Source organism: Cutibacterium sp. (genome assembly GCF_030525615.1).
In the GTDB taxonomy this organism is placed as follows: Bacteria; Actinomycetota; Actinomycetes; order Propionibacteriales; family Propionibacteriaceae; genus Cutibacterium.
In genome coordinates this window covers 477,362-500,329 of record NZ_JAUNEJ010000001.1, presented here as the reverse complement: position 1 = coordinate 500,329, position 22,968 = coordinate 477,362, and the positions used below count along the sequence as shown (strand labels likewise).

Here is a 22,968-nt window from a genome sequence, read left to right as displayed (position 1 = left end):
CTGTTTCACGACAGTTCACCCCGGTGTTCGACACCCCGAGGTTCGACACGAGGCAAAGTGCGCACGATCTGAACGGTCTGGACGAAGTAGAGCAAGAAGGCCCACCAGTACAACGCCGTCCCCCAGATTGCGAAGGCCCACCCCAGGACCCGGCACACCGTCCACCCTCCGGTCCCGAAGTGTCCCAGCAGCACCAGCGGGAAGGAGTACAGCAGACAGAAGGTGGCCGCCTTACCGACAAAGTGCACCGGCAGCGAGGTAAAACCTCGAGTCCGCAAAGCCGGAACCAGGCCTGCCATACATACGTCGCGTGCAACAAGCACAACAACCAACCACAGCGGGATGACGTCACGCAGAGTCAGCGCAATGACCGTGGCAAAGATGTAGAGACGATCGGCGACGGGGTCAAGCATTTGGCCGATCCGCGAAATCTGGTGCCACCGACGAGCGATCTTGCCATCCAGCCAGTCAGTGACACCTGCAATAGCAAGCACCGCGACAGCCCAGCCATCCTCGCGTGGCCCCAGTGCGAGCCACAAGAAGACTGGCACACCGATGAGACGGATCACCGACAAGACGTTGGGAACCGTCCAGAAGCGATCGGTGTCCCACGGATTGGCCTTAGACACTTCGTCAGGCGGCAGAGTGCGCGTCACGAACTCCACCCTAGCCATTCAACCTAGTCATTCGAGAGCCTGGCCACGCCATGGTCCTAGGTATCAGGACTGGCATTGTCTGCGTACCGCCACCATCCGCTGCACCACAGTGATGGCTCCAGCCACTGTCAGGTAGCACAACGCAAGCGGTAGAACCACAAGACACCAGTGGGGGAAGACACCCACTCTGGCCAACCCGGTAATCTCAATCGCCACCAAGCTCACGAGCAGACGATCCGCTCGAGTAGCTATACCAACTTTGGCCTCGAGTCCCAAGGACTCGGCCTTGGCACGCACATATGAGGTGGCCATTCCGAAGACGAGAGCGGCGAGGGACATCGAGGACCACAACAGGCTGTTTCCCGGTCCGGCGTAATACAACGCCACACCGGCAAAGATGGCGGCGTCACCAAAACGATCCAAAGTGGAATCAAGGAAAGATCCCCACTGGGAGTGACGTCCGATTTTTCGGGCCATGTTGCCGTCAAGAGAATCGGAAAAGATGAACAGGGTGACGAACCACGGCCCCTGCCACAGCCATCCTTGTGGAAAACATATCAGAGCCGCCGCGACTGCGCCGATTGTGCCAACCCAGGTCACCATGTCGGGGGTGACGTGGACCCGCAACAAAGCGTCTGCGATGGGACTCATGACTTTCGCCCAGGCAGTCCGGAAGTGTTCAAGCATGAGCCACCCACGCATCGGCCAATAGTTGACGACCATCTCCCAAAAGCTGCGGGACAGCCCGGACCCCTGCCACGATGGGCAGAAAATTGGTGTCCCCTGTCCAGCGCGGAATGACGTGCTGGTGCAGGTGGGCAGCCACCCCAGCCCCGCCGGTGGCACCTTGGTTCATGCCGACGTTGAAACCCTGCGGGTGAGAAACCTCCTGGAGGGTTCGGATGGCGGACTGGGTGAGGTGGGCCATCTCCACGACCTCTTCTTCGGTGGCATCAACGTACCCGGCAACGTGGCGATAAGGGCATACCAGCATGTGCCCCGGACCGTACGGGTAGAGGTTCATGATGACGTAACACGTATCGCCACGGTGAACGATGAGGGCGTCCTCGTCGCTGCGCTGCGGGGCGGCGCAGAACGGGCATCCGTCCTCTGGACGATCACCCCGAGGCTTGTTCTCACCACCGATGTATGCCATCCGGTAGGGAGTCCAGAACCTCTGGAAGGGGTCCGGGATCCCGACCATATCCTCAGCGAACTCGAGGCGGTAGTCCTCAGTCATCTACTACCCCACGCAAGGTATCGGCGGTCGGGTCATCGTTGCGCCGGAGTGCGTTCCACGCAGCAATAATGCGCGCAGCCTCCCCTTGGTTAATACCGTTGACCTGGGAACTGTCCCGCAATCGGAAAGAGACCGCTCCGGCCTCGGCGTCCTCCCCACCCGCGATGAGGGTGAAGGGCACCTTCTCCTTGGAGGCATTGCGAATCTTCTTGCCGAAGCGATCGGACGAGAGGTCTGTCTCAACCCGGATACCCTGCGAGCGCAGCACCTCGGCAAAGGTAGTGACGTACTCATTAAAGGCCTCAGCCACCGGGACCAGGCGCACCTGAACAGGCGCCAGCCAGACCGGAAAAGCACCGGCGTAGTGCTCAGTAAGCACCCCGATGAACCGCTCGACACTGCCCAGCTTGGCTGAGTGCAGCATGATGGGGCGCTGATGGGTTCCGTCAGCCGCAGCGTATTCGAGGTCAAATCGTTCCGGCTGGTTGAAGTCGTACTGAATCGTCGACATCTGCCAGGTACGACCAATCGCATCCTTGACCTGGACTGAAACCTTCGGGCCATAAAAGGCGGCACCACCCGGATCCGGGACAAGCTGCAACCCGGTGCTGCGGCAGACCTCTTCGAGGGTATCGGTGGCGGCCTGCCAATCCTCGTCGGAGCCGATGAACTTCTCCTTCTTTGCGCCATCCTCTTCGCGGGTGGACAGCTCGAGATAGAAGTCGTTCAGGCCAAAGTCGGCCAAGATCGACAGGAAGAACTCGATCTGCTTCTTGATTTCACCGGGGGCCTGCTCACGGGTGCAGTAGGTGTGCGAGTCATCCTGGGCAAAACCACGCATACGCGTCAGACCGTGCACGACACCCGACTTCTCGTAACGGTAGTCGTGGCCCATTTCGAAGAACCGCAAAGGCAGTTCCCGGTACGAACGACCACGCGAACGGAAGATGAGGTTGTGCATCGGGCAGTTCATGGCCTTGAGGTAATACTCCTGACCTGCCTTGGTGACGTTGCCATCCTCATCACGTTCCTCATCAACAAGCATCGGCGGAAACATGGTGTCGGCGTAGTAAGGCAGGTGGCCCGACGTGTGGAACAGTCCACCCTTGGTGATCTCCGGGGTGTGAACAAAGGAGAATCCCGCCTCCATGTGACGCGCGATGACGTGCTCCTCGATGAGGTGACGCAGCATCGCACCCTTGGGATGGAAGACCACCAAGCCAGGCCCGATCTCCTCGGGGAAGGAATACAGATCGAGCTCGACCCCGAGCTTGCGGTGGTCGCGACGTTCGGCCTCCTTCATCCGCTCCTGGTATGCCACGAGATCCTCATGACTAGCCCATGCGGTGCCGTAAATGCGCTGCAACTGGTCGTTGGCCTGGTCGCCCTTCCAATAGGCGGCCGAGAACTTCGTCAAGGCAAAAACGTTGGCCAAGTACTTGGTCGACGGAACGTGCGGACCACGGCAGAGATCCTTCCAGGCGACCTCACCGTTGCGGCGCACATTGTCGTAAATCGTCAGCTCGGTGCCACCAACTTCAACCGAAGCCCCTTCAGCTCCCCTGCCCTTGGTGCCAATGAGCTCCAACTTGTATGGCTGGTCAGCAAGCTCCTCGCGGGCCGATTCCTCGCTGGTGACTCGGCGTACGAAACGCTGGTTCTCTTTGACAATTCGCTTCATCCTCTTCTGAAGCTCGGTGAGCACCTCAGGAGTGACGGGGGCAATATTGCCGAAGTCGTAGTAGAAGCCGTCAGTAATGAACGGGCCAATGCCGAGGTTTACCTCCGGGTACAGCTGTTGGACGGCCTGCGCCATGACGTGGGTACACGAGTGCCGAATGATATTGAGCCCGTCCTGGCTCGTCGCCTCAACAGGTTCAACCTCGGCACCATCATGGAGTTCGCGCTGCAAATCGACGAGAGTGCCATCGACCCTCATGGCAACGATGTCACGCTCGGAGCCGAAAAGATCAAGGCCGGTAGTAGTGGTGTCCACCTGCTCGGTTCTGGAGGTACCTGAACGGTGCACGGTGATGCTGATGGACACGATTGACTTCCTCACTCGGTTGGGATCCGACGGATGCCGGACACGATCCAATAATGCCGTACCGGGGTGGGTTGCTTCGAGTCGCAGGTCAGCGAATGAGACCACAACCTCGTTCGCGAGCCACTGTTGCCTGTGTGGAGCCGCCCCGACCTTGGTGCGCATATGCGCCATACAAGCGCCACTGAGAAACCGGAGTGTGTCGTGACGGTATCGGCGCGCGGCTCAGACAGCTGGGGCTGCGTCCTCAAAAGTCGCCGTGTCGATGACGAAGCGAAACCTGACGTCTCCGGAGACGACACGATCGTAGGCTGAGTCAACCTCGTCGACGCCGATCTTTTCAACCCAGGCACCCAGATGATGTTCGGCACAAAAGTCGAGCATCTCCTGAGTTTGCGGGATCCCGCCGATATTGGATCCGGCGAGCACTTTGGAACCATTGATGAGAGAGCCGATCGGCAGTCCCAGCTTTTCTGGCGGAAGTCCGACGCACGCCATCACGCCGCGCGGTTTGAGTAACGCAAGATATGACTTCAGATCGACTGGGGCGCTGATGGTATTGAGGATGAAGTCAAACTCCCTGCCGTGACGACGAAAGAAGTTGTCGTCGCTGGTGGCAAGAGTCCGCGTCGCTCCAAGCTTCTCGGCAAGTTCGGCCTTTCGCAGGCTGCGAGACAGGACCGTGACATCAGCCCCCTTCGCGGCTGCGATCTGCACGCCCATGTGCCCCAAGCCACCAAGGCCCAGAATGGCGACCTTGCTCCCAGGGCCGACTCCCCAGGTAGCAATGGGCGAGTATGTGGTGATTCCGGCACACAGCAGCGGCGCTGCCGTCATGAAGTCCAGCGAATCAGGAATGCGGCAGACGAACCTCTCATTGACGACGATCTTCTGGCTGTACCCACCTTGGGTGATTGTGCCGTCGACGTCGACCGAGTCGTACGTTCCCACGCTCCCGTTGAGGCAAGCTTGTTCCTCGCCTGCTTCGCACTGTTCACAGTGGCCGCAGGAATTGACCAGGCATCCAACACCAACCCGATCGCCGGGCCGGTACCTCCTCACCTCGGAACCGACGGCTTCGACAACCCCAGCGATCTCGTGACCGACAGCAAGGGGGAAATGGGCCTGCCCCCACTCATTACGAATGGTGTGAATGTCAGAGTGGCAGATTCCTGCCGCTTTGATAGCGATGACGACGTCATCAGGACGTGGATCTCGTCTGTCGATCTCGACGACTCTGAATGGTTTGTCCGGACCTTCCTTTTGAAGGGCTTTGACGGTGATGGGCATAAGTGTGTCTCCTCAGTGATCCCCCAGTACCGATCCCTGGCACCTCACACCGCCAGATTATTGCCTGGAAGCCAGCTCAGCGGCACGATCAGCCTCACCGAAGACGCACGATCTCATGAAGGAAGAAAGCGATGAACGAAGAAAGCAATGACCGCACAGCTTCCTGCGCGGTCATCGATGGTGGGCGATGCGGGGTTCGAACCCGCGACCCCTTCGGTGTGAACGAAGTGCGCTACCACTGCGCCAACCGCCCATGCTGGAGAAACTATGCCAGAACCGGGAGGACTTGTCCAAGTCAGCCCGTCGACAGACCACCTCAGCTAACAGAATCACTCAGCTGCGAGCGCGGGTAGACCAGCACATGGATAGACGCTCATGGATGAACATTGTGGTTCTGGCTTTTCCTCGCGCCGCATACGGTGGCACAGACCGTGATGATCGACACCTCAACCGATTCCCCTTCTGCGCACACCTGCCAACCACATCCATGACATCGAGATCCATCACGTCGAGGCCGAATGTCACGTACCCTTCCTTCACGTGCCTGTCCCGCCACCGCAGATCGTCGCGCCACCGCAGATCATCGCGCACTGCGGGGCCACAGTGATGACACCCGACATGACTAGGAAAAACGCCAGGATCTAGGACGAGGTTCTCACTCGATTTGCATTGCCTGTGAATCATCCTCTAGAGTTTCTGCTCGTCGCCCGGCAGGAACGACAAGAGGTAAGCCCCTCTAACAAAACCACCGGACAACATGCGGACGTGGCTCAGTTGGTAGAGCATCACCTTGCCAAGGTGAGGGTCGCGGGTTCGAGTCCCGTCGTCCGCTCGGAGAGGTCTTTCGGACCTATCCACGTGGTGGAGTGGCCGAGAGGCGAGGCAACGGACTGCAAATCCGTGTACACGGGTTCAAATCCCGTCTCCACCTCGGGCGGTTGGCGCAGCGGTAGCGCGCTTCCCTGACACGGAAGAGGTCGCCAGTTCAAACCTGGCATCGCCCACCAAAAAGGTCGGTCGACGAAAGTCGGTCGACCTTTTTAATACACGCCGCCGTTGAGTCCGCAGCACTCACAGCCATCGCCTATGTGCCCCATATCGCGTCTGGCTGAGTGCACACCGGTTTACCGAGACATTTTCGTCAATCTGACGGACTTACTTCGCAAGCCGACGGATTCACTCCGATAAAGTGAACGCGACGTCTCAGACGTGTTGTCCTGATAGCTGGGGAAGGGAGTGCTCATATGGCTGCGCCGGTACTTGACCTCGTCCTTCCCGCAATGAACGAAGCCTCCGCGAACCTCACTGGCCAAAGGTTGCGACAGCGGATGTCTCACCTCCATCCACATATTGAGTCGACGGTTAGCTTCGTTCCAGAAAAAGGCCGTTGCAAGGCCCCTCGTATCAAGCCCTCATGGAAAGAGCTGGTTCTGGTACCCATCAATGCCACTCATCTGCATTCCAGCCCACCCCAGCTGGCCCGCCATGCTGAGGACATCCGTCGCAATCATCCGAAACTGGCCATCCGTGTAGCCCGCCCCACTGGGCCTGCCCCAGCCCTGCTCAATCTCGTTGATACCCGGCTTCGGCTTGCCACTCACCGGGTACACGCCCAGGAATTAGACGCCCTCATCCTCTCGGCACCCGACAGCGGCGATCCGCGTGGTGCTGCCATGCTGTCCAAGCTGACACGCCTGTGGTACCAGCATCACCACCTCCCGGTTCACATCGCCACCAACAGTGGCGGTGCCACTGATATCGAGGAGGTCGTCACCCACCTGCGCCGAGAAGGCCGTCGTCACATTGCGGTGGGAAGCCTGTGGATCTGTGACGACGAAACCTTCCGTGCCCATACCCACAAGGCCCTTCATGCCGGTGCCGAGGTCGTCTCAGCGCCGCTAGGTGACGATCCGATTCTGGCAGCCCTCGCCTTTGAACGGTACTGCTCGGCCGCCATGGGTTTGGTGTCCGAACCGACTGACGACGAGACCGCCCCCCAGTAACACCTCCATCGGTCAATGTGACACTGGCAGTCACTGTGGCACCGGATCAGAGGATCGTCGCCAGAAGACCATCTACTCCGGTGCCTTTCATCACGCGTTACTGAGACGTTCCTTCTCTTCTGCAACGTCGAAGCCAGCGGGCGGCCAGGTCAGCCTCATCGAGCGCATTGTTTCCAGCAGGATACGTCCCACCGCCCAGTTGCGGTACCACTTGTGATCCGATGGGACGATGTACCAAGGAGCGACATCTGGATTGCACCTGCTGAGCAGATCATTGTAGGCAGCCAGGTAGTCAGGCCACTTCGAACGAGTATCCAGATCTGACGGATCGTATTTCCAGTACTTGGCGGGGCTGTCCAGACGAGCCTGCAGCCTCTCCTTCTGAATATCGGGTGAGATGTGCAAGAAACATTTGATGATGTTGTACCCCTCGGCAGCCAGTTCGAGTTCGAACTCGTTGATGAGACCGTAGCGTTCCTTCCAGACTTTCTTCTCGACGAGGTTATCGACCCTGGCCACCAGGACGTCCTCATAGTGGGAACGATCGAAGACCCCCAACATTCCGGGTCCCGGCAGTGCCTTGCGCACGCGCCATAGAAAGTCGTGCTTGAGTTCCTCGTCGGTCGGAGCTTTGAAGCTGTGATGGTGGATTCCCTGCGGATCGACAAGTCCGAAAACATGGCGAACTACTCCGCCCTTACCAGCGGTGTCGAGACCTTGGAGGATGACGAGCACACGGCGAGCCTCGTCAGGGTTGGTACAGCCGCGAGCAAACAATCTTTCCTGCAGTTCCGAAAGCTCTTCGGCCATCGGCGCGAACTCTTTGAGGGTCTTCTCCTTGTCGCCAGGTGCCTGCGGAGTTGCGCCGGTGTTGATGTTGTTGAGGTCGACCGGGGCCTGCGGGCAGCGCAGCACGTCGGACAGCTGAGGGGAGTCTTTAGCCATGAGTGTTCGTCCTTCCTCGCTTTCCCTCCCCATCCTGCCGTGTCCCGGCGAACTCAGCGCGGGAATGATGACAACCTCACAAACGTTTCACTTAACACAGAACCGGCGAGACGCGCCGGGTTAGAGGAGATCATGACCGACGAGCACACGACGTCACCGGACCTACAGCCGCGCCTCGAGCTGACCCCCGACCAGTGGCGTCAGCGTCTCAGCAACGAGGAGTACCACGTGCTGCGAGAGGCCGGCACCGAGGCTCCTTTCGTGGGGGAATACACCGATACCACCACCGAGGGTGTGTACTGTTGCCGGGCTTGTGGGGCTGAGTTGTTTCGGTCCACCCACAAATTCCATTCCGCTTGTGGTTGGCCGTCTTTCTACGCACCGTTGGCCGAGGACCGGGTGCGCTACCTCACCGACGACTCCCTTCCGGGACGCCCACGTACCGAGGTCAGGTGCGCCCGATGTGATTCCCACCTCGGACACGTTTTCGCCGGGGAGGGCTTCGATACCCCGACTGACTTGAGATATTGCATCAACTCGATCTGTCTCAACCTGGAACCGGCAGACGGGCCAGAACCGACACACGAGGTTCGGTAAGCACTTTCCTCTAGGTGTAGTTGCGCATGACGTTGTTTACGCCTGTGGGGAGTAGCGAGGTGGCTGGTCTGGTGAGGCGGTGTGGGGTCGATGATAGGTGTCGGGGATGTTGCCTACACCGATGGTGTGGACTGGTTCAGCTTCCCAACGGTAGGGGCGGGCGTCAAGAAGCTCCTCAGGGCTTGATCTAGTTATATCGTTCGATGGTGCCGTTTCGACTGTGGCGTGTATGGGCGAATCTGTGAGTGTGGCCTCCATCGGCGAGCACGGATGTGACCATGTGCCTGTCACGGGCCGTTATCAGTGATTGTGGTGATGGTGTCGATACCGTGGACGGCACAAGAAAACCGTCGCACGACGCCACAACCCCTCCCAGCATGAAAGCCTTCTGGTCGGCACAGGGTTCGGTGTAGGCCAGCCGGGACAACCCGTCGATTGCTGAATGTAGATAGGTGTAGCCGACCTTCCGGTGACTCGGTGTGGTGCCTCTGCCGTGGAGACGCCATCGCCCACCCTCACGAATTCGGCCACCTTTTTTAATGTCGGGATGGATCATGCGTCCCCGATACCGGGGGGTGCTCCGGGCCGGTGTGCCAGAACCGTGGAGGACACGTCGACGGTTCAACCCAAGTCGGTGCCCACCATGAGCGATCAGGCAGGTGTTAGCAACACTCAACCAGACGTCCGGTCAAAGGTGCGTTAGCGTGAGTACTCACCGGCAAGCTCCTAACTCAGACGATAAACTTGCAACTCCTATCCTGACGGGGCCTACCCCCTCCCTCACCCCAACAGCGTCAACCCATCACCCCAACAGCGTCAACAACCCCATGAACCGCAACACCTAGCGTCAAATACCTTCATTTCATGGAAACGAGGTGAACAGAATGTCCACTGATACGCAATTTGAGAACGAGCTTCTTGAGGAGCTACAGAAGAAACTCCAGGAAAACCAGGTCGATCTTGATGACCGGGATCCAGAAGTGAGCCATCTGAACATGAGCGCCGAGGATCTTAAGGTCTTCATGGGCACCTGCCACTGTAGTTTGGCTCAGCCTACACCTAAGTGATTACAGCGAGGGGTGCTGACCCTTAGCACCCCTCCGCTTTTCCCGTCTCCAGGAGACATGTATGTCCGAAATAACTGTCAGCATCCGGAACCTCGTGAAGAACTTCGGAGATCGAACCGCGGTTCAGATTGACGCTCTTGACCTGCGAAGAGATTGTTTTACCGGTATCATTGGCCCAAATGGTGCTGGCAAGACAACTCTGGTGAAGATTATCGCTGGACTATTGAAGCCGACCAGCATAGGTAGACTCCGTGTTTTAGACGAAGAATCTCCTTTAAGAGATCGGAGGCGTGATATTGGTCTGGTCACCGATGCTTCTCAACTGTACGGAACGTTGACCGTCGCGGAGAACCTCAATTACATGGCCAGGTTGTATCATGTACCAAAGCGCGAGCGAGCTCATGTCATTGAAGAGGCCTTGGAAGCATGTGCCTTGGTAGATCGCAGAAATGACCGCGTTGCTACCCTTTCAACTGGACTCAAGCAGCGTGTTAACATCGCGCGCGCAATCGCAGGAAAGCCGCAGCTGCTTTTACTAGATGAGCCAACGAGCGGGCTTGATCCTTCCGCATCTCAACGGGTCTATGACGCATTGCTAAAGCTACAGGCTACGGGGATTACGATGATTCTCTGCTCTCATCTGATGAGCGAGGTTGAAGACTTATGTGACCGAGTCCTTTTCATGAATAGCAGCAAGATAGTTTCGGACGCGACACCTGAACGTATGAAGGAAATTGCCGGCGAGCGCGTGTATACAATCTCTGTTGAAACCGAAAGAGAGGCAGTTGAACTGCGCCGTAAACTCGAAGCTCTAGAGTTACGAAGAACTGCCCTGCGGCGTTCAAACGGTCAGTTTCTAGTTAGCGTTTACGGATTTGTCGACCCATCGGTCATAGATCGTCTTGGTGTCGATTATCAGCGGACAGGCGCCAGCCTAAGCGATGCTTTTGTTCTCCTAGCAGAGGGTCAATGATGAATCTATTCATCCACTTCATCTATGGGGTGCGACAATTACTGAGGCAGCCTAGTGCCAAAGTACGTCTCCTGCTACTCATTCCGATGGCACAGATCCTACCGTTCATGCTTATGGGGAGCGCCTTTCTGTCGCGGGAAAACACAGAATGGTTCCTCTATACCAATCTTGCGTGGGGATTCATGTCATCTTGCGCCTTGCAAGCTCTTATCTGGACCCAGACGGTCATCAACACGGGTCGCCTCAACATGATTCTCCTCGTTGACGGAGGCCTGATTGGATGGATGGTCGGCTTCACGGCGGGCCTCAATGCGCTCTACATCATGTCTACGTGTTTAAGCACGATCCTCATCGCCTATATCCTTGGCTTTCCCGTCCAGGCGATTCTAGTTCTGATAACTTTGGCAGCTAGTGTTCCAGTTTCGTTGGGATCCATCGCGTTCATCCTGGGGTGCGAGATCCGCTGGGGTCGTGTACTTCATGTCGTCAATACCGGACTAGACCTGCTGATGATTTTATCCGGAGTGCTATATCCAATCATGGCCTTAGGTGCTGTCGCTGGTGCTCTATCGCTGGTTTTCCCTACTTCGCACCTCAATGAGTTCCTACGGGGCGGAGCCTCGTGGCATATATTAGCAGCGTTCGGACTCGCCGGAGTCTACGCTGGAATTGGGGCGTTTTGGGTGCGTACGTCAGTGGCCCGTTACCGCGTGACTGGTCTGATTGGTTCTCGATGATGCTCTCCGCCTTCTTTTACCGCTATTCCCGCGTGCTTCTACGCAACCCCGGGGATACCATCGCTATGTTCCTACGACCGTTGCTGAGCGGCGTGATGCTACTCATTTTCGCTCAGACGATTAATAGGGCTCACGTGCTGCCTGAATTCATGGTTGCCTCCGTAATGCTCTCCAATGTCATCACAAATACTGTTCTTGGCGCCGCCTACGAATCCCGCATGGACCTGACTGACGGCAAGCGTGAGTTGATGGAGCTTTCTCCGGGAGGCTTGCATGGATACAGCCTTGTTCAAGCCGTTACGCAAGGCGGCATCGCTACCGTTCAGAGCCTTTTCATCGCAATTGTATTGCTACCTTTGACCGGTGCCACCTTCACCCCCGGTCCAGTGTTTTGGGTAGCACTTCTGCTTCTGACCCTGTCCGTGATCTCGGCTGGAGCACTGGCCGCGAAATACAGTGCTCTACGGGGAGCTTACGTCGGGGTCTCGTTTACCGTGGGTATCATCCTCACATTCTCGGGCATTTTCTACCCAATCGAGACACTGCCACAATGGGCACGAACTGTCTCGTTCGTTAACCCTGTTACCTATGTCGTGGGGGGCGTTCGTTTCGCATTTGGGTCTTTAGGAACCAGCAGTTGTCTCGGGTTGGCTTACGCCGGTGTTTGGACGGTGGTGGCGGCGGCTGCTGCCCTTTGGCGGATACGCCGCTGACAAGTAAGATCAAATCAAGGTGAGCCGCGTCGCCAAACATGCCCGCACCAGGTGCAACGGTAGCGATGTAACCGGACGTGCACGATTGTCGGGCACCATGCCAACGGTACGTGGGCAAGTTCCCGGATCGTCGTGTTCCCCACATACACCCTCGTTTGCGATGAGGCCCCCAAACCCTCAACCTGAACCCTACGGAACGCAGATATCCACCGTGTGCGGCGCGTCGAAAGAGCACCAAATATGCCAATCCCCATAACCTGAAGGGGTGATTCGGCAGATGTATCCGGTGGATTGCGAGGAGCTGCGTTCCCGAATCGTCACGTACTCGTGGTCGAGCATGCTTGAGGTTCGCGAAATACCCGCTCCTACCCGTATCTCGCCATTCTCGGTGGCGATCGAAGGATCCGTCGTCGTCAACGGTGACGATCTTGGCAGCGGGCGTCTCATCCTGCTTCACAATCCCGCCGGTTCGGAGGCGTGGCAGGGAACGAGCAGATTCGTCGCCATGGTCCGTGCCGAGGTTGATCCATCGATGGCTTCTGACCCGCTCGTCGGTAATGTCGCGTGGTCTTGGCTGATCGACTCCCTCAACACCCACCACGCGAGTTACCATGCTGAGGCTGGCACCGTCACGTCAGTTGTCAGCCGACCATTTGGCCAGCTGGGAGCCGACCCCGAGTCGAATCACATTGAGGTGCGAGCCTCGTGGACACCCAACCTCTCGAGTGCCGAGGACATTGATTCACACTTGGAATCGTGGAGTGACCTCTGCCTGTTCTCATGCGGAATCTCCCCGATTCCCGACGAGATCGCCCCGCTCCCACCACGGCGGGCGAACCTCGGGTGAGTGATTTCCCCGTTCTTGCACAGCCTCGAGAGGCGGTACCGCCGGTCGTTGCTTCTCCCGAAGCTCTCCGGCTCACCTGTCAGGCACTCCAGAATGGCCACGGCCCGGTAGCCATCGACACTGAGCGAGCCCACGGCTTCCGTTACATTCCACGCGCCTACCTCATCCAACTGCGTCGTGAGGGATCAGGTACTCATCTGATCGATCCTCTCGCTTTAGGTGAGAAGGACGGTTTGCGGCCGCTGGCCGACACTCTTGCCGGGACACAGTGGATTCTTCATGCCGCCACTCAAGATATGCCATGTCTGGCGATGGACGGTCTTCGTCCTGACGACTTGTTCGACACCGAGTTGGCTGGACGTCTTCTCAACCTTCCTCGAGTTGGCCTGGGGCCGATGGTCGAGCATTACTGCAAAGTGACTCTTCTCAAGGAGCATTCCGCCTCGGATTGGTCACGACGTCCACTCCCCCGTGACTGGCTCATCTACGCCGCATTGGACGTCGAGCTGCTCAATGACGTACGGGAAAAGATCATCGCCGATCTCCATGACACTGGAAAGGACGAGTGGGCTCGGCAGGAATTCGCCCATCTCGTCGATATGGCCGCTGAATTACCCAGCGAACCACCGGGTGTTGATCCTTCCCGATGGCGAACGATCCATCACATTGGTGACATTCGCAGCAGAGCCGGGTTACAACTCGCACACGATCTGTGGCTGGCCCGCGAAAACGTGGCCCACGACCTCGATCGCGCACCGGGCAAAATCCTCCGTGACGAAGCCATCGTCGCAGCGGCACAATACTGCGACCGCACCGTCAACGTCAGCGCCAAGAGAATCTTGTCCATCAAGGGATTTCATCGCGGGCAGGCCAAGAAGCATCGCCAGACCTGGGTCGACGCCATCAACCACGCCCGAGGCGTTTCACCCAAGAAATACCCGCCACTTCGAAAACACTCCGCAGCGATACCCCATCCGCGATCGTGGGAGCGCCATCACCCTCAGCAGGCTGCCCGGTGGGCGGTCCTGAGGCCAGCTGTCAACCAGGTGGCCACTGACTATGACGTCCCACCCGAAATCCTCTGCAGCCCGGCGTGGTTGCGACAGTTTGCGTGGCAGCCGCCGCGCGACCTTTCCACCGCCGGGGTAGACACCTTCTTGGCAGATTGTGGGGCGCGCCCCTGGCAGCGAGAGATCCTCGCGAGCTTGCTCAGCGAGGTCATGCTCTAGGCCGTGACGAATCGACTCACTGAGCGTCGAGTGCGGAGGCCATCTGAGCGACCGCCTCAGCTATCCCTTCAGCATTCAGACCCAGCTCGGCCATGATCGCCGACCGCGAGTCATGATCGAGATAGCGCTGCGGTATCCCAAGATGACGCATGGGGTGCCAGATACCACGCTCGGACAAGGCGTGGGCCAGATGGGACCCGAGCCCGGAGATGGCCAGCCCGTCCTCCACACTGACGATCGCTCGGGCCCGAGAGGCCTCGTCAAGGAGACCTTCACAGATTGGCAGGGACCAGCGAGGGCTTACCACTCGCACCGGGAAGTCAAGGTCGCTTACCGCCTTCACAGCATCCGTACACAACTGACCGTGGGCGACCAGGAGGATACCGTCCTGCGGACCGTCGCACAGGACATCCAGTCCGTCGTGGGAAGAGACCACTGGGATGTCATCAGGCATTGGATCCTTCGAATAGCGGATGACGGTGGGACGATCGTCAATATCAACGGCTTCGTCAAGGACCGAGAGCAGATGTTGCCGGTCCCGGGGCGCCGAAAGCATGAGACCAGGCACGATCCCACAGATCGCCATGTCCCACATCCCGTTGTGCGAGGCCCCGTCCGTTCCGGTGATTCCCGCCCGATCAAGCGCGATCGTCACGCCCGCATGGTGCAGACCAACATCCATCAGGAGCTGGTCGAAAGCTCGGTTGAGGAAGGTCGAGTACAAGGCGACGACCGGATGAAGACCGGCAGCAGCCATACCAGCTGCCACGGTCACGGCGTGCTGCTCAGCGATACCGACGTCGAGAACCCGCTCCGGGTGGCGGGCAGCAAAGGGAGCTAAGCCGACCGGGTGAAGCATGGCGGCTGTCACCCCGACGACATCGGGACGCCTCTCCCCCAGCTCGACCATGGCACCGGCAAAGGCCTGGGTCCACGAGGCACCCCCAGAAGTCTTGAGGGATTTGCCGGTCTTGGGATCAATCTGACCGACGGCGTGGAAGTGATCCTCCTCATTGGCTTCGGCGGCAGCGAATCCCTTGCCCTTCGTCGTCATGACATGGACGATGACGGGATGCTCGTAGCGCTTGGCCAGCTCAAGGGCACGTTCGACCGACGCGACATTATGGCCGTCGACGGGGCCAAGATACTTGATTCCCAGATCCGAAAAGATCCCGTTACCGATAAGAGCATCCTTGACGCCGGCCTTCGCCGCGTGCATAAGACCGAAGACCTGCTTACCCAACGGCTTCTCGGTAACGTGCCGCTTCATACGCTCGAGGGCTTCCTCGTAGTGAGGATCAGTGCGAATGATGGCAAGCTGGTTGGCCAGCCCTCCCACCGTCGGGGTGTACGAGCGGCCATTGTCATTGACGACGATGACCAGACGCAGGTTCTGCTGATCTGCAATCGAGTCGAGGGCCTCCCAGGCCATGCCGCCGGTAAGAGCACCATCGCCAATGACGGCAACGACAGTGCGTTTCTCGCCGCGTGAAAAGAATCCCTTCGCCATACCCTCAGCCCAGGACAATGAGGTGGAGGCATGGGAGTTCTCAACCCAGTCATGGGGTGATTCGGACCGGCTCGGGTATCCAGACAATCCGCCACCCTGACGCAGCGTCTCAAACCCGGCAGCACGTCCCGTCAGGATCTTGTGAACGTAACTCTGGTGACCAGTGTCAAAGATGATCGGGTCGTGGGGTGAATCGAAAACCCGGTGAAGAGCGATCGTCAGTTCAACAACACCAAGGTTCGGGCCGAGATGACCGCCCGTACGCGACACTTTGTCGATGAGAAAGCTACGAATCTCGTCGGCGAGTCTCTCGACCTGCTGAGTAGTGAGTTTCTTCACGTCTTCGGGGCAGCCAATGTCGTCGAGAAGAGCCATACGTGCCATCTTATGACCTGTCACCAGGCCACCGGGTCCCCTTCGGGACCCGTTTTGCCTCACGTTCGCTTATCGGGCGTCTTTCAAGCACGCAAATGCCCCCACTTCATCGACAGACGACAATCGGGGGTAGCAACCGTCTGGTTCCTACCCCCGATCAATATGTCAGTTACGAGCCATGTTTCTCAGCACGTACTGCAAGATACCGCCGTTAAGGTAGTACGAACGCTCCCCTGGAGTGTCAATGCGAACAACAGCATCGAACTCAACAGCTTTGTCCCCGTTGACAGCCTTGACATGGACTGTCTCAGGAATAGTCTCATTGATTTTGTCGACACCGGTGATCTCGTAGACCTCTTCGCCAGTCAAGCCGAGGGAATCCGCCGACTGGCCCTCCGGGAACTGCAACGGCAGGACGCCCATACCGATGAGGTTTGAACGATGGATCCGCTCATAGCTTTCGGTAATAACGGCCTTGACCCCTAACAGCTGTGTGCCCTTGGCAGCCCAGTCACGCGAGGATCCGGAACCGTACTCCTTGCCACCCAGAACGACCAGCGGGACCCCCTGCTTGCGGTAGCTCACAGAAGCGTCGTACACCGTGGTGACAGGGCCGCCCACCTTCGTGAAATCGCGAGTAAATCCACCCTCAGTGCCGGGAGCAAGCTGGTTACGCAGGCGGATGTTGGCGAAGGTGCCGCGCATCATGACCTCATGGTTGCCACGGCGAGAGCCGTAGGAGTTAAAGTCGCGCCGCTCGACACCGTTGCTAGCCAGCCACTGCCCCGCCGGGGAGTCTGTCTTGATGTTGCCGGCTGGGGAGATGTGGTCGGTGGTGACCGAATCACCGAGTTTGAGCAAGACACGAGCGCCGGTAATGTCACCGACCGGATCGGGTTCAGCCTTCATGCCGTCGAAGATCGGCAGCTTGCGGACGTAGGTGGAATCAGGGTCCCAAGCGAAGGTCTCGCCCTCGGGAGTCTCCAGCTCCTTCCAACGCGGGCCACCGTCAAAAACATCAGCGTAGCGCTCGGAGTACATCTCGGCTGAGATGGACGATCCGACGATCTCCTCGATCTCTGCAGTGGAGGGCCAGAGATCTGCCAGCCGTACCTCGCGGCCATCCGGGGTGGTGGCCAAGACGTCGTTGTTAAGGTCGATGTCCATGGTGCCGGCAATGGAGTAGATGACGACCAGCGGCGGGCTGGCCAGGTAATTCATCTTGACGTCGGGGCTAATACGTCCCTCGAAATTACGGTTGCCAGACAGGACCGCCGTGACGGCCAGGTCATTGTCGTTGATGGCGGCCGAGACCTCAGGAATCAGCGGTCCGGTGTTACCGATACAGGTGGTACAGCCATAGCCAACTAGGTCAAAGCCCATGGCGGCGAGATGTTCAGAGAGTCCGGCACGCTCGAAGTAGTCAGTGACGACCTGTGAGCCAGGGGCTAGGGAGGTCTTGACCCACGGCTTGGGTGCCAACCCCAGCTCATGGGCCTTCTTCGCGACCAAGCCGGCAGCGATCATAACGCTCGGGTTCGAGGTGTTCGTGCATGAGGTGATAGCAGCAACCGTCACGGCACCATTGCGCAGCTCGAAGGAACGTCCGTCAGACAAGGTGACCGGAATGGCGGCATCTGGATTGGTGGTGTAGTCCCCGACGGTCTTTTCGAAGGTGTCCTTGGCCTCGGATACGAGGATACGATCCTGCGGGCGCTTCGGACCAGCGATGGAAGGCTTGACGGTGGACAGGTCCAGCTCCAAGTATTCGGAGTAGCGGGGCTCGCGATCCGGGTCGTGCCACATGCCCTGGGCCTTGGCGTAAGACTCAACAAGCTTGACCTGGGACTCGTCACGCCCGGTGAGCCGCAGGTAGTCCAACGTTACGTCGTCGATTGGGAACACGGCGATCGTCGATCCGTACTCAGGACTCATGTTGCCTAAAGTGGCCCGGTTGGCAAGCGGAACAGCGGCAACACCGGGACCATAGAATTCGACAAACTTGCCGACGACCTTGTGCTCACGCAACATCTGGGTGATCGTCAAAACGAGATCGGTAGCGGTGACGCCGTCGGGCAGTTCACCGGAGAGTTTGAAGCCGACGACACGTGGAACCAGCATCGAAACCGGCTGACCGAGCATGGCAGCCTCAGCCTCAATACCGCCGACCCCCCAGCCGACGACGCCGAGACCGTTGACCATGGTGGTGTGAGAGTCGGTGCCGACGCAGGTATCCGGGTAGGCGACCTTCTTGCCATCCTCATCACGAACGAAGGTCACACGGGCGAGGTGCTCGATGTTGACCTGATGGACAATGCCGGTACCCGGCGGGACGACGCGGAAGTTCTCGAAGGCGGTCTGTCCCCAACGGAGGAATTGGTAACGCTCGCGGTTGCGCTGATACTCGATGTCCTTGTTCTGCTCAAAAGCCTCCGGAGTCCCGAAACGCTCAACAATGACGGAGTGGTCGATAACCATTTCGGCGGGCGACAACGGGTTGACCTTACTGGGATCACCACCGAGATCGGCAACAGCCTCGCGCATGGTGGCCAGGTCGACGATACAGGGCACCCCTGTGAAGTCCTGCATGATGACACGGGCCGGGGTGAACTGAATCTCCTTGGATGGCTGAGCCTCGGCGTCCCAATGTCCCAGATCGGTGATGTGCTCGGCCGTGATGTTGGCACCATCCTCGGTGCGCAGTAGGTTCTCGAGCAAAACCTTGAGGCTGTACGGCAGGTTCTCAGAACCGTCAACCTTGGTGATGTCGTAGATCTCATAAGACTGGCCGTCAACGTCGAGGGTTCGCCTCGCGTCGAAGCTGTTGACACTCATGTGGACTCCTGACTAGTCGATGCCGACCTCATCATCTCGCGTCGAGTTCCGCCACCGTGACAGAACAAGATATCTTGACATCAAGATAACTTGTTTCAGAGCCATTTCGAAAGTTAGGGTGAGCTTATTTATCTGGAGCGCCTCAGGTTTACCAGTTCAGGTCAGTCCAGCCCTTCGAGCCGAGGGTCAGGCCCCAACTCGTCACCGTCAACGGTGTCGACCAATCGCGTCGAGCTGACCTGCTTCTCCTTTTCGCGCGCTGCTTTCCGAGACTTCACCAGTTCGTCACGCAAAGCATCGTCACCCATCACGAGGTAGACCAGCCCACAGTCCTGGGGTCCAGTGACGTACAGCTGGCACAGGCTGCATGGATCACCTGGGCGCAACGGACACTTCGGAACTACCATCTCAGATCTTCGGCTCCAGGACTGCTACCGCCTCGACATGATGGGTCATCGGAAAGACGTCAAAAGCGCGAATCGAACGTGGCACATATCCGTTGATTTCAAACAGGTGCACATCTCGAGCCAGAGCAGCCGGGTCACACGCGACGTGAGCGATCACCCGTGGCGAGGTACGCGCCACGGCTTGGACGACAGCTTTACCTGCTCCCTTGCGCGGCGGGTCCAGCACGACAAGATTGGCCTTGGCCTTCATCCGGGGCAAGACCCGCTCCACCCGACCGGCAGTGAAACGTCCGCCAGGTACATTGCGCCGTGCCAATGTCACCGCCTGGCGAGAGACCTCAATGCCACGGACGCGAACACCACGATCAGCGAGCACACCTGCGAAGAGACCGACCCCGCAGTAGAGGTCCAACGCCTCGTCTCCTTGGTGGGGATCCAGACCGCTCACGACGGCCTCAGCCAAAGCCTCAGCTGCTCCGGGATGAACCTGCCAGAAGCCACCAGCACCGACTTTCCACCGCCGCTCACCCACCTGAGCCGTCATCGTCTCACCGCCAGCTACCAGCTGACCATCAGCGATGACGCTCACCTCTGGATCCTCAGTGCGGCAACTGGTCACCATAACAATCGCCTGTTCGGCAGCACGACAGGCAGACTCACCGGCCAATCGGCCCGCCGGATGGGCGATGGGACAACCACCTTCGGGCACTTCCACCAAGTCATGACTGCGATGGCGTCGCAGCGCCGGACGCCCATTGAGACTGCGATATTGCATACGGGTCCGCCAGCCCAGACCATCGGAAGACCCGTCAACGGTCTCCACGGATCCGGTCCACGTGATACCGGCAACATGACTGAGTTGTTCGGTAATAACCCGACGCTTCAGCTCGCGCTGGAAATTGACGTCAACGTGCTGGAAATCGCAGCCACCGCAGACTCCCGCGACTGGGCACGGCGGATCGACGCGGTGCGGATCAGCCGAAATAACCTTGACGACTTGGCCGAACCAGTGTGAAGTCTTAGAAGTATCGGTCAGCCGAACCCGAACCTTTTCTCCTGGCAACGCACCGCGAACGAAAACAACCCTGCCATCCAGACGCGCCACGCAGTATCCACCATGGGCAACCTTGCCCATGACGAGGTCGAATTCCTCGGCAGGGGACGCATCAACAGACTCATGCACCCGCCCAAGTTTAAGACCCTCAGTGGCACCATTTCCTTGCGACTAGGGCATTGACGGGCTAAAAACCTCGTTATGGCTGGTGACGTTCGCAGCAAGCGGACGGTCTGGCCGTGCTTCACACGTGAGGGTGTAGTTGACGACGTGATTGACCGGATACAAACTGCGGACGCCGGCACACTCATACCCGTCTACACCCTCACTTATGTGCAGTCACTCTCCCCCAGCACTTCAGTTGCGCCAACTTTGCGCAGACGTGGCGCAACTGCAGACCCCCGACCGTCAGTGACGCGGGGTGATCGTTGCGCCCGGATCGCGCCAGGAACGCGGGTCATTGCGCTTCCACCGTTTCTCGCGAATCTCCGAACTGCGCAATTGGTACGGCACCGAAGAGATGAGCACACCCGGCATGAAGTGCAGGCGGGCTCGCACCACCAAGGCCGTCTGATTGTGAAGGAGATGTTCCCACCAGTGCCCAACAACGTACTCAGGGATGAACACCTCAACCATGTCTCGCGGGTTCTCGCTGCGGATACGACGAACATGGTCAATGAAGGGGTTGGTGATCTCACGATACGGAGAGGCGATGATCCGCAGAGGGATGTCAATGTCCTCTTCATCCCAGCGCTCCAGCAGACGTTCTGTAGCGTCAGGGTCGACGTCAACGATGACCGCTTCCAGGAAGGTCGGCACGGTGACTTTGGCGAATTGAATCGCCCTCATTGTCGGCTTGTTGAGGTCTGAGATCATGATGACCGCGTGCACACGCGAGGGCAGGGCACGATCGGATGGCCCGTTGAGTTCCAATTCTTGAGCCACCGAATCGTAGTGCTTCTTGATACCCGTCATCAACATGTAGACCACGGCCATGGCGATCAGCGCGAGGTAAGCACCGTGGATGAATTTCGACGCCAGGATGATGATAAGGACGACGCCAGTTCCCACCAGGCCGATACCGTTGATAATCCTGGAGTGCTTCCACTTGCGACGCTCCTTGGCCGAGGCCGAAGAGTCGGTGCGCAGCAAGCGGGTCCAGTGGCGCATCATGCCCGCCTGACTCACCGTAAAAGAAATGAAGACGCCGACGACGTACAACTGAATCAATGCCGACACTGAGGCATTGAAGACCAACACCAGGATGATGGCACCGATGGCCAGCGTCAGAATGCCGTTGGAGTATGCCAGACGGTCACCACGAGTGTGCAGACGCCGGGGCAGGAAACCGTCACGAGCAAGGATCGAACCCAACACCGGGAAACCGTTGAAAGCAGTATTGGCGGCCAAAAACAGGATTACCATCGTGCAGACGATCATGATGTAGAAGCCCGGCTTGAAGGAATCGTAGAAAACGGTGCGAGCCAACTGGCCGACCACCGTCACTTGTTCAGTGACGACATTTCCTTCGGTGTCAACGAGGTGGGACTCCCCTGTCGTGTCAAACATCTTGACACCGGTGACGTTGGCCAGGACGAGAATGCTCATGAGCATGGAGACGGCGATTCCTCCGAGCATTGCTAGGGTGGTAGCGGCGTTTTTCGACTTCGGTTTACGGAAAGACGGCACCCCGTTGGAGATGGCCTCGACGCCAGTTAGTGCGGCACAGCCTGAGGAGAAGGTACGCGCCATGAGGATCACAAAAGCGACGCCAACCAGTTCGCTGTACTTCGGAGCTCCGACAACGGTGTAATCGGCTGTCGGAGCGCGTAGATTGTCCCCAAGGACGAATACCCTGGTCAAACCCCAAATAACCATGCATATCACGGAGATCATGAAGGCATAGGTGGGTACCGCAAAGAAGGTTCCCGACTCTCTGACGCCCCGCAAGTTCATTCCGGTCAGAATCGCGATAACGACGGCCGCTGCCACACCTTCGTGCCCCGCTAGGCCAGGGATCATCGCCTCGGCATTCTGAATGCCCGACGACACCGACACGGCCACCGTTAAGACGTAGTCAACAAGAAGGGCACTGGCGACAACCAGCCCGAACTGCGGACTGAGGTTGTCTGTCGCGACCTCGTAATCACCGCCGCCAGATGGGTACGCATGAACCGTCTGACGGTAGCTCATCACGACGATGAGCATGACGAGGGCGACGGCGATACCAATCTTCCAGGAAAACGCAAACCCGGCAGCACCTGCCAACGACAGGGTAATGAGGATCTCGTCAGGGGCGTACGCCACGCTGGACAAAGCGTCAGAGGCGAACACCGGCAATGCAATCCGTTTCGGCAGGAGAGTCTCACCGAGAGCACTGCTCTCAAGTTTGCGCCCAATGAGCACCCTCTTGACGGTTTGGAAAACCTTCACGGCGGGCAACTCT

At 58.5% G+C, this 22,968-nt stretch carries 19 protein-coding genes and 4 tRNA genes; 11 read left to right on the top strand and 12 right to left on the bottom strand.

The window, feature by feature from the left end; all coding sequences use genetic code 11:
- Positions 1-5 precede the first annotated feature (5 nt).
- The 6 genes from Q4B98_RS02285 to Q4B98_RS02260 all read right to left on the bottom strand — a co-directional run bounded on the left by Q4B98_RS02285 (position 6) and on the right by Q4B98_RS02260 (position 5,483).
- Positions 6-674 (bottom strand): CDP-alcohol phosphatidyltransferase family protein, encoded by a 669-nt coding sequence (locus Q4B98_RS02285; RefSeq protein WP_303195132.1) that lies wholly within the window; start codon positions 672-674, stop codon positions 6-8.
- Between the two features lie 45 nt (positions 675-719).
- Complete coding sequence (gene pgsA, locus Q4B98_RS02280) at positions 720-1,343, bottom strand: phosphatidylinositol phosphate synthase (RefSeq protein ID WP_303195130.1); 624 nt, start codon at positions 1,341-1,343, stop codon at positions 720-722.
- Positions 1,336-1,896: an HIT domain-containing protein gene (locus Q4B98_RS02275; protein ID WP_303195128.1), complete on the bottom strand. Its 561-nt coding sequence runs from the start codon at positions 1,894-1,896 to the stop codon at positions 1,336-1,338. The genes pgsA and Q4B98_RS02275 overlap by 8 nt, the downstream gene beginning before the upstream one ends.
- Positions 1,889-3,958: a threonine--tRNA ligase gene (gene thrS / locus Q4B98_RS02270; protein ID WP_303195127.1), complete on the bottom strand. Its 2,070-nt coding sequence runs from the start codon at positions 3,956-3,958 to the stop codon at positions 1,889-1,891. The genes Q4B98_RS02275 and thrS overlap by 8 nt, the downstream gene beginning before the upstream one ends.
- 207 nt (positions 3,959-4,165) lie before the next feature.
- Positions 4,166-5,230, bottom strand: coding sequence for an NAD(P)-dependent alcohol dehydrogenase (locus Q4B98_RS02265; RefSeq protein WP_303195125.1), 1,065 nt, complete (start codon positions 5,228-5,230; stop codon positions 4,166-4,168).
- 178 nt (positions 5,231-5,408) lie between these two features.
- Positions 5,409-5,483 (bottom strand) — tRNA-Val (locus Q4B98_RS02260).
- Positions 5,484-5,989: 506 nt separating this feature from the next.
- Between Q4B98_RS02260 and Q4B98_RS02255 the strand changes: the two genes are divergently transcribed.
- The 4 genes from Q4B98_RS02255 (at position 5,990) to Q4B98_RS02240 (ending at position 7,233) form a co-directional block, all read left to right on the top strand.
- A tRNA-Gly gene (locus Q4B98_RS02255) sits at positions 5,990-6,062 on the top strand.
- A 28-nt stretch (positions 6,063-6,090) separates the two neighbouring features.
- Positions 6,091-6,161 (top strand) — tRNA-Cys (locus Q4B98_RS02250).
- Between the two features lies 1 nt (position 6,162).
- A tRNA-Val gene (locus Q4B98_RS02245) sits at positions 6,163-6,237 on the top strand.
- A gap of 237 nt (positions 6,238-6,474) precedes the next feature.
- Complete coding sequence (locus tag Q4B98_RS02240; RefSeq protein WP_303195124.1) at positions 6,475-7,233, top strand: sirohydrochlorin chelatase; 759 nt, start codon at positions 6,475-6,477, stop codon at positions 7,231-7,233.
- A 90-nt stretch (positions 7,234-7,323) separates the two neighbouring features.
- Here the strand turns inward: Q4B98_RS02240 and Q4B98_RS02235 are convergent, their stop codons facing one another.
- Positions 7,324-8,178, bottom strand: a complete 855-nt coding sequence (locus tag Q4B98_RS02235; protein ID WP_303195123.1) for a PPK2 family polyphosphate kinase — start codon at positions 8,176-8,178, stop codon at positions 7,324-7,326.
- Between the two features lie 132 nt (positions 8,179-8,310).
- Between Q4B98_RS02235 and msrB the strand changes: the two genes are divergently transcribed.
- The 7 genes from msrB (at position 8,311) to Q4B98_RS02200 (ending at position 14,341) form a co-directional block, all read left to right on the top strand.
- Positions 8,311-8,775, top strand: a complete 465-nt coding sequence (gene msrB, locus Q4B98_RS02230) for a peptide-methionine (R)-S-oxide reductase MsrB (RefSeq protein ID WP_303195121.1) — start codon at positions 8,311-8,313, stop codon at positions 8,773-8,775.
- An 884-nt stretch (positions 8,776-9,659) separates the two neighbouring features.
- Positions 9,660-9,842 (top strand): hypothetical protein, encoded by a 183-nt coding sequence (locus Q4B98_RS02225; protein ID WP_303195119.1) that lies wholly within the window; start codon positions 9,660-9,662, stop codon positions 9,840-9,842.
- 61 nt (positions 9,843-9,903) lie between these two features.
- Positions 9,904-10,815, top strand: coding sequence for an ABC transporter ATP-binding protein (locus Q4B98_RS02220; RefSeq protein ID WP_303195118.1), 912 nt, complete (start codon positions 9,904-9,906; stop codon positions 10,813-10,815).
- Positions 10,812-11,552 carry a hypothetical protein gene (locus tag Q4B98_RS02215; RefSeq protein ID WP_303195117.1) on the top strand — a complete coding sequence of 247 codons (741 nt, stop codon included), beginning with the start codon at positions 10,812-10,814 and terminating at the stop codon, positions 11,550-11,552. Before Q4B98_RS02220 ends, Q4B98_RS02215 begins: the two co-directional genes overlap by 4 nt.
- Positions 11,549-12,265, top strand: coding sequence for an ABC transporter permease (locus tag Q4B98_RS02210; protein WP_303195116.1), 717 nt, complete (start codon positions 11,549-11,551; stop codon positions 12,263-12,265). The genes Q4B98_RS02215 and Q4B98_RS02210 overlap by 4 nt, the downstream gene beginning before the upstream one ends.
- Before the next feature lie 277 nt (positions 12,266-12,542).
- Positions 12,543-13,112 carry a DUF3000 domain-containing protein gene (locus Q4B98_RS02205; protein ID WP_303195613.1) on the top strand — a complete coding sequence of 190 codons (570 nt, stop codon included), beginning with the start codon at positions 12,543-12,545 and terminating at the stop codon, positions 13,110-13,112.
- Positions 13,109-14,341: a ribonuclease D gene (locus Q4B98_RS02200; protein WP_303195114.1), complete on the top strand. Its 1,233-nt coding sequence runs from the start codon at positions 13,109-13,111 to the stop codon at positions 14,339-14,341. Before Q4B98_RS02205 ends, Q4B98_RS02200 begins: the two co-directional genes overlap by 4 nt.
- Positions 14,342-14,357: 16 nt before the next feature.
- Here the strand turns inward: Q4B98_RS02200 and dxs are convergent, their stop codons facing one another.
- The 5 genes from dxs to Q4B98_RS02175 form a co-directional block, all read right to left on the bottom strand.
- Entirely contained in the window at positions 14,358-16,226 is a 1,869-nt protein-coding gene (dxs, locus tag Q4B98_RS02195; RefSeq protein WP_303195113.1) for a 1-deoxy-D-xylulose-5-phosphate synthase, read from the bottom strand.
- A gap of 165 nt (positions 16,227-16,391) precedes the next feature.
- The gene (acnA, locus tag Q4B98_RS02190) at positions 16,392-19,061 is read right to left on the bottom strand and encodes an aconitate hydratase AcnA (protein WP_303195111.1); all 2,670 of its coding nucleotides are present in this window, start codon (positions 19,059-19,061) and stop codon (positions 16,392-16,394) included.
- Positions 19,062-19,222: 161 nt separating this feature from the next.
- Positions 19,223-19,468 (bottom strand): DUF6767 domain-containing protein, encoded by a 246-nt coding sequence (locus Q4B98_RS02185; RefSeq protein ID WP_303195680.1) that lies wholly within the window; start codon positions 19,466-19,468, stop codon positions 19,223-19,225.
- A gap of 1 nt (position 19,469) precedes the next feature.
- Positions 19,470-20,651, bottom strand: coding sequence for a class I SAM-dependent RNA methyltransferase (locus tag Q4B98_RS02180; protein ID WP_303195110.1), 1,182 nt, complete (start codon positions 20,649-20,651; stop codon positions 19,470-19,472).
- A 279-nt stretch (positions 20,652-20,930) separates the two neighbouring features.
- The gene (locus tag Q4B98_RS02175) at positions 20,931-22,955 is read right to left on the bottom strand and encodes an APC family permease (protein ID WP_303195109.1); all 2,025 of its coding nucleotides are present in this window, start codon (positions 22,953-22,955) and stop codon (positions 20,931-20,933) included.
- Positions 22,956-22,968 lie beyond the last annotated feature (13 nt).